At 33.1% G+C, this 11,644-nt stretch carries 9 protein-coding genes and 1 pseudogene; 9 read left to right on the forward strand and 1 reads right to left on the reverse strand.

Annotation, left to right across the window (positions count from 1 at the left end):
- Positions 1–123: 123 nt before the first annotated feature.
- From ACFSY7_RS06725 to ACFSY7_RS06755, 7 genes and pseudogenes are all read left to right on the forward strand, one after another.
- Positions 124–936, forward strand: coding sequence for a TauD/TfdA family dioxygenase (locus ACFSY7_RS06725; RefSeq protein WP_380147299.1), 813 nt, complete (start codon positions 124–126; stop codon positions 934–936).
- Positions 937–1,115: 179 nt separating this feature from the next.
- A pseudogene (locus ACFSY7_RS06730) lies at positions 1,116–2,290 on the forward strand (IS3 family transposase).
- 179 nt (positions 2,291–2,469) lie between these two features.
- Positions 2,470–3,948 carry a hypothetical protein gene (locus ACFSY7_RS06735; protein ID WP_380147300.1) on the forward strand — a complete coding sequence of 493 codons (1,479 nt, stop codon included), beginning with the start codon at positions 2,470–2,472 and terminating at the stop codon, positions 3,946–3,948.
- 19 nt (positions 3,949–3,967) lie between these two features.
- Complete coding sequence (locus tag ACFSY7_RS06740; RefSeq protein ID WP_380147301.1) at positions 3,968–5,602, forward strand: hypothetical protein; 1,635 nt, start codon at positions 3,968–3,970, stop codon at positions 5,600–5,602.
- A gap of 823 nt (positions 5,603–6,425) precedes the next feature.
- A complete protein-coding gene (locus tag ACFSY7_RS06745; protein ID WP_380147302.1) occupies positions 6,426–6,935 on the forward strand; it encodes a YfiT family bacillithiol transferase in 510 nt (169 codons plus the stop codon).
- A 243-nt stretch (positions 6,936–7,178) separates the two neighbouring features.
- Positions 7,179–7,550, forward strand: a complete 372-nt coding sequence (locus tag ACFSY7_RS06750; RefSeq protein ID WP_380147303.1) for a hypothetical protein — start codon at positions 7,179–7,181, stop codon at positions 7,548–7,550.
- Between the two features lie 136 nt (positions 7,551–7,686).
- The gene (locus tag ACFSY7_RS06755; protein ID WP_126989155.1) at positions 7,687–8,172 is read left to right on the forward strand and encodes a YehS family protein; all 486 of its coding nucleotides are present in this window, start codon (positions 7,687–7,689) and stop codon (positions 8,170–8,172) included.
- Positions 8,173–8,300: 128 nt separating this feature from the next.
- On the opposite strand, the gene ACFSY7_RS06760 is transcribed toward ACFSY7_RS06755, so the two are convergent.
- Positions 8,301–9,161 carry a hypothetical protein gene (locus ACFSY7_RS06760; protein WP_380147304.1) on the reverse strand — a complete coding sequence of 287 codons (861 nt, stop codon included), beginning with the start codon at positions 9,159–9,161 and terminating at the stop codon, positions 8,301–8,303.
- A gap of 174 nt (positions 9,162–9,335) precedes the next feature.
- Here ACFSY7_RS06760 and ACFSY7_RS06765 point away from each other — a divergent pair, with 174 nt between their 5' ends.
- Both ACFSY7_RS06765 and ACFSY7_RS06770 read left to right on the forward strand, forming a co-directional pair.
- A complete protein-coding gene (locus tag ACFSY7_RS06765) occupies positions 9,336–11,090 on the forward strand; it encodes a protoglobin domain-containing protein (protein WP_380147305.1) in 1,755 nt (584 codons plus the stop codon).
- A 251-nt stretch (positions 11,091–11,341) separates the two neighbouring features.
- Positions 11,342–11,506, forward strand: a complete 165-nt coding sequence (locus ACFSY7_RS06770; protein ID WP_139996008.1) for a Fur-regulated basic protein FbpA — start codon at positions 11,342–11,344, stop codon at positions 11,504–11,506.
- Positions 11,507–11,644: the final 138 nt, after the last annotated feature.

Below are 11,644 nucleotides of genomic sequence, written 5' to 3' on the forward strand. Positions count from 1 at the left end.
ATCAATTAATACAAAATTAAGTTAGATATGCGTGTTGGAAAATATTTTTTTGACACTCAAAAATGGCGTGAGCCATTGATATATCAACATTTATAGAGGGAGTGAATGTAATTGCTTAGTTATTTGTATGAACCAATTTTAGATTATCAATATGATGAAAATGACTTAAAACCTATAATGTTAGATTTTTCTCCTCAGTGTAAAAAAGAAATTTTAAATGCGTATTTTAATAAAGGCTTTGCAATATATGAAATTATTAATAATAACAAAGAGATAAAATTATTCTTAGAAGAATTAGCGAGCTTTTTCAACCTTGGTCAGCCATATAAACCACCTATTTATGATAATACTAATCTTTATAAAGATGGTATTAATAAACTCAATATATCAGAAGGGGCACATGTAGCATTTCAAACAAATAAAGCTCAAGATTTACATTGTGATGGTACATTGGAAGAAATAGGATTGATTAAAACATCTTTATTGCATTGTGTTAGACCTGCTGCAAATGGTGGAGAGAATATTATTTTTAATAGTATAGGTGCGTTTCACAATTTATATAAAATTGGAGGCAATAGAAAGGCATTAGAGAGTCTATTAAAACCAAATGCTTTAAAAAGGTGTGCAATAAATGTGACAGGTGCAGAGTATGTTGGTCCAGTTTTCAAGATGACAAATGAAAAATTAATATCTAGATTCTCTAAAGATAATACAAGTTGTTGGAAAGAAAGCTTCGTAAAAGATGACTCTATAAAAAAAGCTTACGATCTTATAAATAAACTTATATTAGACGAATCAACATATTCAATAAAATTTAAGTTGGAAAAGAATCAAGGAATTATTATAGCTAATGACAGAGTGGCTCATGGAAGAACAGCTTTTTATGATAACAAGAGAAAATTATATAGAGGTCTATATAAAGAGATTCTTAGGTGAATTAAAATATACAATAACTTAAAACAGGTTATTTTAAGTTACGATGGCGAAAGAAGCCTTTTATTTATCTATTAGGATTCGTTTAGGCGGCTCAAAAGAGTTGGATAGGCTACACTAAGTTAGACAGAATAAATAAGGGCTTGTAAACTAAGACTATCAACCAAAGGGAGCGTGCTAAAATGCCACGTCAACGTCGAACATTTACACCTGAATTTAAACTGCAAATGGTGAAGCTTTATGAAAATGGGAAATCACGTGCAGCCATTGCCCGTGAGTATGACCTAGCGCCTTAAGGCTTAGACAGATGGATTAAGAATCATCAAGAAACTGGATCCTTCACTGCGAAAGAGAATCGTACAGACGCAGAAATCGAATTAGAGAAGCTACGTAAAGAAAACCAACGTTTATTAATGGAAAATGATATTTTAAAGCAAGCAGCGCTGATTATGGGACGAAAATAAATGTGATTCGTCATAACGCTCACAAATATTCGGTATCAGCAATGTGTGACGTCCTCAATGTGAAAAGAAGCAAGTATTATTATCAGTTAAATCGTTGTAAGAACGACGTTAAAAAAACAGATGATGTAGCCCTTTCAAATGAGATTGAACGTATTTTTAAAATGAGCCGTAATAATTATGGTACGCGGAAAATCCAGAAAGAATTAGTAAAGCTAACAGAGCCAAAGTAAATTTCAAGACGCCGTATTGGGCGTCTTATGCGCGAAAGAGGTCTTGTTTCAAACTATACAGTGGCTCAATTCAAACCACATCCATCTAGCTGTAATGAAGCAGCTATTAAAAATGTATTAAAAAGAAATTTTAATCAACATGAAGAATTAGCCGTCATTGTGAGTGATTTAACATACGTCCGTGTCAATGGAAAATGGCATTATGTATGTTTATTTGTGGACCTTTTTAATCGAGAAATCATTGGATACAGCGCAGGTAAAAATAAGACTGCCAGCCTTGTCTACAAAGCTTTGGCGAGTATTCAAAGAAATTTAAACGAGATTCAACTGTTTCATACAGATCGAGGAAAAGAATTTGATAATCAGTTAATTGATGAAGCACTCGAAACATTTACTATCCAGCGCTCACTTAGTATGAAGGGTTGTCCTTATGATAATGCGGTGGCGGAAGCTACTTTTAAAGTATTCAAGACCGAATTCGCCAATCAACTTCAGTTTTCTTCTCTGGAACATCTTGAACTAGAACTCGCCGATTATGTTCATTGGTTTAATCATATTCGTATTCATGGAACATTAGGGTATTTAACGCCAATGGAATTCAAATTACACCCCCTCATAATTTTTGTCCAATTTACTGTTGCCATTCCAGAACACTATGATTAATTTGAAAGAACATTATGTACTCGAAAAGTTTTAAAGTATAAGAGTTGTCGGAAATGTTGTTATATCAAGGGTTTTAGCGGCGAATATACCCCTTCTGATGATTTTACCACTTCATATTCAAAAATAAAAAATGGTAAAATTGGGTTTAAAGGAAATTTGGTCAGTGAGGTGTTAATAGAATGAGTAATTCATTTCTAGAATACTGGAGGACATTGGATTTTTCTGATTGGAATGAAATGGACGTTAGAGAGGAATTTATAGCGCCACTATTAAAATATTTAGGGTATGGGAAAGGGACGATTCATAATGTAATAAGAGAGAAGAATTTAAGTTTAAAAAATGCTTTTAGTAGAGTAGGTAGACTTAAGGTACAAATTGATTATATACCAACAATCCGCCTAAAAAGTTTTTGGATTATAGAAGCTAAACCAGGAAACAAAAAAGCAATGGATATGGGGGATTTTTTACAAGCCCATCTCTATGCGATACATCCAGAAATTCAAGCTCGTTTTATAGTGTTAATAAATGGCTGGGAGATTCGTATATATGATGCATTAACTGCTTCTGATTGGCAAGATACTTTATATGTTTTTAACCAAGATAGCGATGAGAAGGAGTTTTCGCAAATTATAGAAATACTAGGAAGTCGTAATATGTTACGTTTCTTACGCTCTCAAATCACTCGTCAAATTGAAGATAGTTTTTCTGTGGAATTAGATGAAAATGAAGTTGGACGCTTTTTTAGAGAGATTCATTCAAAACAATATGAAATGAAAGAATTGGTTCGGAAAAATGCAAAAGAATTTAGAAGTGTAGCGTGGAAAAAAAGAAATGATAATTTTGGAAGATATTTAAAGGAAGCCTCATTAAAAGAATTATTAATGATTATGGATATCCCTACTAATAGAACTAGAGATTTCTCAAATGAATATTATAGAAGAATAGTTGAAGCAGAACCTTCTGAAAGAGTATTTTTATTGGATGAACTTGTAAAAAGACATAGAAGTAGAAGTAATCATTCTATATTCTATGTGCATAGTTTAAATGTTGTACTGGTGCTGTTGAATAAGGGAATTCATATTGATAGCAGTATGTATCAAAAAGGTGTTTTAAGTACCTTTATAGAATTTGCTACGTTTAATATTAATTATGGCAAACCAAATGAATTCATGTATGCGAGATGTTTATTAGATAATGTATGCACACGTATAGGTTATAAATTAGCTCTAACATTCAGTACGGATTATGTAGAGGAAATAATTCAAACCCAGAAAAAGAAAATGCATATAGAAGAGCTTCTTACATACGAACCAAATATTTATGATAAGATGGCTCCTTTAATTAATAATTCCATTGAGTTGTTGTGGAGAGAAGGTTTGAACTCTTCCAAAGCAGCAGATATCTATAGATATATTGAATTATTAAAATCATATGAAGAAAAAGTTGAAGAAGCATTCAATAAAGTTAAAGAAAAAAATGAAGGGGATTTATTATGGTTTGAATCGTACGGGGCAGGTTTCGATATGCTTTTGGTGGGAACTTGGGATATTTTACAGGGCTCGAAAAATTTATTATCTGGGATTGGTAAAAATAAAGAAATATTAGATTTCTTAGAGCTTGAAAGAGAACAAGTATTAAAGTTATTACCGATTATATAATTCATTGAGGAGTGGAGAAATGGGTACTCAACCAACTAATGCTGGGATTGATTTTCAACAACGCGTGTCAGCTTGGGCATTAATTAACATGTTAGCAGAAATAGATTTATCCAATACAATGGATATTGGAGACGAAATTTATATAAAAAAAGTGGCGTTTGAAAGTGAAGATATAATAGACGATTTGGTGATTCATACTAAAAAAAATGAATCTATCTATTTGCAAATGAAGAGAACAGCGTCTCTAACTATTCAAAATGAAAAAAGCGATTTTTATAAGGCTATTAACCAATTTGTACAAACTTACGTATTAAATTCAACGGAAAATGCATCCTATGTTTTAGTGACCAGTTCTAAATCTAGTACTCCTATTAAAGATGAGTTAAGAAAAATTTTAAATAGTGTAAGATATAATCCTTTAACATTTATTAATAATCCATTAACAAAAAATGAAAAAAGTAGTTTTGAAAAATTCAAAACAATGGTTGAACAGATATATTATAAACTTAGCAATAAAAACATGGGAGATAATGATTTTTTAAACTTTATCTCAAAAGTCTACATAGTTGTTATTGATATTGAAGATGGTATGAGTTTTGAAAAAGTAGTGCTTTTAACCTTAGAAAATAAATTTAAAGTTTCTAATCCGAAATTATTTTGGTCGTTTGCCATAAAAAATGCATTAAGCTTTGCTTCTCAAAGATTATCAGTAAAGAAAGATGAACTTCAACATAAATGGGCAACACATTTGAATACATATTCAAATGAAGACAGCAAAGATAAAGATGATAGTTTTTTTGAATTTGAAATACAGGATAGTCTAGCTGTGGGGAAAGATGTTATTCTTGCGGAATTATGTGAGGGGGTAGAGTGGGAAAATGAAGATTTAGATTTGAAAAATGCCTTATTTTTAATAGAATTTTTCAGATTCGATGACAATGGAAATAAAAAAGACTTATATAAATTACCAGATTTATATTTTGTAAGTGATGATTTGAAATTTAAAATAATATACAGGGCAGCTACTAATAAAGGTATGGAAAGATACTTGTTATCTAATCCACATTTTAAAAATAAAGAGTTAGTAATTATGCCTGCAAACGAAATAGAGCAAGTGGAAAAGGATGACCATGTAATAATGTATAGAGAAAAATGTTTGACTATTTTAAATGCAAATAGTACTCTAACATGTTTACATTGTGGAAAGGGTATTTCTAATAATAACTGTTCTATGATTGAGATTGATTATATACCTAGTAAATTGAAGTTGGGTATAATCCACAATGAATGTAGACAACCATTAGATAGAGTTTTGGGCATGGTGTCTTCTAAGTTATTTGATGAGTTTTCTTTTTTAAATAATTTTGATTTTGATAGATGGATTAAAGTTTTGCCTAATTCCCAAATACTTTCGCAATCTACAGATACTATGAACGATGGGAAGATAAAAATAGTAAATTGGCAACCTTGTAACATTCCTAATAGTTTCTCTAACTTTTGTGTGAAGATGAATCTTAAAAATGGAGATTTCCATTATACAAAGGTAAGAGGTATAAATGTCAACATGGTTAGGTACATTTTTGCGCATCTAAGTATGTACAATCATGATCATAATGGCTATCACTATTCAAATTACTGCATAATTACAACTTGACATAGAGCCGCTATTCATATGATTTTTGAGCCAAAAACGCAGCCATGATAAGGCTGGNAGAGGAAGAGTTGACAGGTTAAATAAAAGTGAAGCTGATAAAATAGTTAAGATGTTTAATGAGAACATAGAGAAATTGAGAGATAGTGACCCTATAGGATATACTTCAAAAAATAGAATATTTGGACCGTATAGTGAGTTAATAACATTAAAAGAAAATGATGAAGAAATATTAGAATGTGTATCAGCAGAAACAGTTGCATTTAATCAGCATATAGCAGAACAGCATGATGAATTTGAAAATTATTATGCTCCTCTATGTTTATTAACTAATGTAACTGACGGCTCAATTTTTGAAATTAATCGTTTTCCTATTTTAATTAGTAACCCATTGAATTTAAAATATTTTATTGAGAATTGGATAAGTGCGGGATTTGAAATTAAAGATTATGAGGTAAATATTTTAGCAAATGATATAGAGTTCGATAAATTTATGTTGGACGCTACTAGCGAATATAAACAAATTATAATAGACCCTATATACGATAAGAGCCAAGAATTAAAGAAGGGCATAGTTGTGAGTCACATAAGTTTATTAGAAATAGGTGAACTATAGACTAAGGGATAAACAAATCTACTTCTGATATTTTGTAACACACCCAACACACAGCACACTGTGAAGCAGTTGCTTGGTTGGAATTGGCTTAATTGTTAAAAGCCTCAGCGTATTTTAGGATGCGCTGAGGCTTTTTCATGTTTACATGCCATCTCTCAAAGGTATTGAATATGAATAAGGTTAAATACATTGAGAAGAGAGGTTTTCATAATGGATGTAAGGTTTCCAATTGGTGAATTGCAGGTTCCGGAGCATATTACGATGAATGAAGTAGAGCAGTGGTTAGCGGATATTTCGACGTATACGACACGTTTACGGGCAGTTGTCGATGGCTTGAGTGACGAGAAATTAAGCAAAACATATCGGGAAGGTGCGTGGAATGTGCGCCAGCTTGTGCATCATATTGCAGATTCTCAGCTCAATATGTATCAACGTTTAAAACTCGCACTAACAGATGACAATCCGACCGTACCATCATTTAATCAAGACAAATGGGCAGTAGAGCCAGATACTGAACTACCCGTAGAAAGTTCTATTAAGATTCTTGAAGGACTAAATGAGCGTATTGTAGCACTTGGTCACACATTAAATGATGCACAATTACAGCGTAAATTTACACATGCGGAAAATGGTGAGATTACGGTAGGGAAAAAAATCGCTAAATTAAGCTGGCATGAGAATCATCACTTAGCTCATATACGACTTGCACTTGAAAATTAAAAAATAAATGGGTATTGATGGATTTAAAGTAAAATGTGACTAAAAAAACGTTTGAAATAGCGAATTATTTTTAAAATGAGTAATAAATGTATTTTAGTCGAAAAAAATGCCATGAAGTAGAAGAAAATGCCTATATAGTTAGCGAAATATAAAAATGACATTCGACAAAATGAGACAAATTCCGTATACTAGAAAACTAATAAAATAAGAAAAACTTATACAAGTATTAAAAAGGAGTTTGGCATGATTGTTGTAAATAAACCAAAATATAAAATATCAATTGATGAAGAGGCATGTGAAATAGTTGCTCAACTCAACGGTTTTTTTAAACAGCAAGTAGTGTTGGAGTATTTTGAGGATCTTGATGATACAGCTGATAAAGTGGTCGTCGAAGACTACAAATTAATTATCGATGCAACGATGCAAGCTGCTCTTGCATCAGATGTCGTATCGGTATTAACATCAGCCCTCCTTTACTATCAGACTTTCGGATTTAAAGAAGTGGTTGTTGTCATGCCGATTTCGAAAATTTCGAGCGCACAAGTAGCAGAAGCATTGAAAGATGTTGACTTTAAAGGAACCGTTGTTTCGCCTACTATTCAAAAAAATGATTAGATGATAAAACAGGCATTGATAAGATGTCTGTTTTTCTTTCGTAAGGAATGCAAGCTTAGAGTGTGTTACAATAAGCTAGTTATGTAAAAAATAATCCTTCTTATAAATAAGATGTACAATAAAGGAGACCAATCATATGGTAACAAACGATTTATTAATTCGCCTGCGCTATGCATTAAATATTAAAAATAGCGATGTGGCTGAAATGTTCAAACTAGGTGGCGTACCATTAACGGCTTTAGACGTATCAAACATGCTTCAAAAGGTAAAAGATGACGAGCCGCGTCCAGAAAATTATAAAGTATGCACAAACGAAATGTTTGAAGCATTTTTAAATGGCTTAATCACAACAAAACGTGGTCCACAAGAAAAAAAACCAGGGCAAGAAGCGGTGAAATCTCAACGCGAACCAGCGAATAATATGTTGATTAAAAAAGTGAAAATCGCACTTCAAATGACAACAGAAGATGTGTTAGATGTTTTTTATGATGGTGGCATCAACGTATCAAAAGGCGAGCTTGGCGCGATTTTACGTAACCCAAGTCACCGTAACTATAAAGAATGTGGTGACAAATTCGCACGTAAATTCTTAAACGGCTTAACAGCACGTTATCGTAAATAAATAAAAAGAGACTGGGACAAAACACGTCATGTTCCTTTTTAGCTTTCCAAACGAAAAACCGGAACCGCGCCACCGCGCGATTCCGGTTTTTTTATGCTTATAGGAGCGGTCGTTTTAAAGCCTCTTTTTTATTGTTCGATAAACACTTCATTTACTTTATTAAAGAGTACAAGCATCTTTCCTTTACTGTTAAATAGTAACCCCTCTGGCTCACGAGTTGTTTGAAGTGAAACGGTCTGCTGGTCGCTACCATCGTGTTTAAAGCTTGTATACTCACCATTTGAAAGGATATAGTAGCGGTCTTTTGTACGCTCAAAACCCTGGATTTCCTTTCCTTTTGTTGTACCAATTAAGCCGTCGACGCGTAGTTTTTCACGTGGATGACGAATTGTATACCTAAAGTTTTCACCGATATGTAATCGATTGAGTTCATAGCCCGCACCTAAAACGTTAGAAGAAGTTGTTTTTGAGACGACAATAGCTGTTGTGTCGCTTTCCATCGCAAGTACATTTGGATGGATTTCAGCAGGAATCGTCCATTTTTTAATTACTTTTAACGTGTTCGCATCAATGCGCTGTAGTATATAATTTTTTGAGCCAACAACATCGACGATTTGATATAGATAGCCTTTATGATAATCCATTGCCTGCCCATGACCTACGCGTAATTTTTTACTAATCTTTACGAGCTTAAATTTCTTATTGTACTTATAAATATAGCCATAGGTCGTTTTATCACCTAATGCATACATTAAATAATAATTACCCTTTGCATCAATTGTCATTCCTTGAAGGGAGCGTTCTGTCCCGATTTTTTGGTTTACTTTATCTCGATATGGAAAAAAGAGCGTTGATACTTTTGTACCGTTACTGAAAGTGAGCGTATTTTTCTGTTCTTTTGCGCTAGTAATAGGCATGTTAATGTTAAATATTGTGATAAATAACAATAGAATACTAATTGATAAATTAAAACGTGTAATAAATTTCATAAGAGCACCTCGATTATTATAGTTTTTTTGTCTCATAAATTATATAATATTTTATATAAAAAGTATCATTTTGTGACCGTTATTTGTATATTTGCAGTAAAGAATGGTCTTTTGAAAAAGGGACGAGATAGCATGTTTTTAAGGAAATATAATTTGGTATGCGGGAGGAAAAGTATGTTATTTAAATCAAAAAGTCCAAGTGAGCAGTATGAGTATTTCAATAAAGTGTCAGAATCAGACATTATTGTGAGTGAGCGTTTCCAGGGGAAGTTAGACTTTCTAGGTTTTAATAAAGTGCGCCGAGAGTATGTTCATGAATTGCTAGAGCTTTATTTGGAAAAAAACGTTGAACTATTAGACCAATTTTATGTTCATTTAATGTCGATTGATGATTTTAGAAAAGTGATTGAAGAGCATTCTACTGTCGATCATTTGAAAAAAGTGTTCGATGCACATTTCCGTAGTCTCTTCGAGGAAGATTTAACATTAGACTATGTTTTCAAGCGTCGAAAAATTGCGTATACACATGCGCGCATTGGGGTATTACCGAACTGGATGATTTCAGCGTACACATTAATGAATCAACTAATTATTCCATTAATTACGGATAAATATAGCCGAAATCGTAAAAAGATGCTAGATGTTTTACTTGCGTACGATAGCTTAGTGACGATTGACCAGCAAATCATTGTTGAGACATATATTGAAATTCAAGCAGGTTCGATTGTAAATGGCTTAGGAAATATTATTAAATATAATACGCAGCTTGACCAAATTAAAAACCTAATCCAGTTCCAAGATACGCAGCAGCAAGCAGTACTTGCGGCAAATGCTTCGATGGACCAGCTCGAGTCATCGATTGATGAAGTATCCATGTCCGTTGTTGATGTCGCAAAAGATACGCAAACATCACTGCAAAAATTAAACGCTGATATTTCAACGCTTGAAAACATTACGTCTTCTCTACAGACGACGGACCGAGAGCAGGTGAAGGTGCAAGAGCATGTTGGGGAGCTAGTAGAACGCGTAGAATCCGTTAGTGAATTAATGCGCTTTATTCAAGGTATTGCGGAGCAAACAAATTTATTAGCATTGAATGCCTCGATTGAAGCGGCACGTGCAGGTGAAGCAGGGAAAGGCTTTGCGGTTGTAGCAGAAGAGGTGCGTAAGCTTGCTGACAATACAAAGCAATCCATTCAGCAAATTCAAGGCGATATTAATCATTTATTATTAATTACGACAAATATTAATGATTTAACGAAAAAATCGGCTCATGATTTACATGAAACAGTAAATGATACATCGAGCATTACAAAAGCACTTGTTGAATTAAATACAACGCTGCAGCAGCAAGGTTCAAGCTTTGAAACGATTGCATCGACAACACAGCAACAAGCACAGGCGGCACAGACGATTACAGCAAGCAATCGCGATATTGCGCGTAGCACCGAAGAAAGTAAAGAAATTGTCAATCAAACAGGGGATGCCATTTATAAGCTAAGTAAGATGATTGACACATATCGTGTTGATACGATTTCGAAAAACTTTATTATTAGCCAGGAAGATATTATTGAGCTTGCGATTACAGATCATTTATTATGGAGATGGCGTATTTATAACTTGTTGCTTGGTTTTGAGACAATGAAGGAATCTGAAATTCAATCAACGAGTGAAACACGTCTTGGCGATTGGTATTACGGTCAAGGACGAGACATCTTAGGTGATCATGCGGCATTTAAGGCGCTTGAGAAACCATTTACACGTGTGCATGAGGTGGCGAAGCTTGCGGTGCGCGCTTATTATAATGGCGATAAATTAAAAGCAGAGAGCTATTTAAAAGAAGTAGAACAAAATTCTACTGAAGTTATTGAGAACTTAAATATTTTACGTAATGAAATTGTATCGCGTAAAAAGCCATTTGAGAGATAACTAAAAATATTATAGATAAATGCGTAACTATAAAAGATGGGCATGGATAGCATGCCCATCTTTTGTATTGTTTTTCCAATAAAAGCATTCTAAAATAGAGTTGGGCATGGAACTTAAACAATAGGTAATCGTCCTATTTTCTGACGAGTGCGATAAAAGATTTTAAATAAAACAGGCGTTTTGTGGTTAATTTATTTGGAAAATGGGAATAAAAATAACAGGAACATTAACTGTTTTAAGGGGAAATTATAATGAAAAAAACATTACAAGACCAAGAATGTAATAAAAATCACTTAGTCGATCATTTATTAGATTTAGGTATTTTTAAAATTAATGGTAAACAATTATATCAAGCTACATTACAAGAATTAATTCAAGCGTATCAGCAGTATACGATGAAGCCCGTTCATGCATAATATAACGGTTTAATAAAAAGCAGGAAGTGTGAATGAAGTGACCCCTAATTGTTAGACACGGTTATTTTGTTTAAGCAGCTTGTATAAAATGAGTTCGGTATTGTACCGGGCTCATTTTTAATTTTGCCTTAATTCGTT

This window comes from Kurthia populi, from assembly GCF_042686175.1.
GTDB lineage: Bacteria > Bacillota > Bacilli > Bacillales_A > Planococcaceae > Kurthia > Kurthia populi.

Coding starts and splice junctions, on each gene's coding strand:
- ACFSY7_RS06735 (WP_380147300.1), top strand. CDS start 2,470: ATGAGTAATTCATTTCTAGAATACTGGAGGACATTGGATTTTTCTGAT.
- ACFSY7_RS06740 (WP_380147301.1), top strand. CDS start 3,968: ATGGGTACTCAACCAACTAATGCTGGGATTGATTTTCAACAACGCGTG.
- ACFSY7_RS06745 (WP_380147302.1), top strand. CDS start 6,426: ATGGATGTAAGGTTTCCAATTGGTGAATTGCAGGTTCCGGAGCATATT.
- ACFSY7_RS06750 (WP_380147303.1), top strand. CDS start 7,179: ATGATTGTTGTAAATAAACCAAAATATAAAATATCAATTGATGAAGAG.
- ACFSY7_RS06755 (WP_126989155.1), top strand. CDS start 7,687: ATGGTAACAAACGATTTATTAATTCGCCTGCGCTATGCATTAAATATT.
- ACFSY7_RS06760 (WP_380147304.1), bottom strand. CDS start 9,161: ATGAAATTTATTACACGTTTTAATTTATCAATTAGTATTCTATTGTTA.
- ACFSY7_RS06765 (WP_380147305.1), top strand. CDS start 9,336: ATGTTATTTAAATCAAAAAGTCCAAGTGAGCAGTATGAGTATTTCAAT.
- ACFSY7_RS06770 (WP_139996008.1), top strand. CDS start 11,342: ATGAAAAAAACATTACAAGACCAAGAATGTAATAAAAATCACTTAGTC.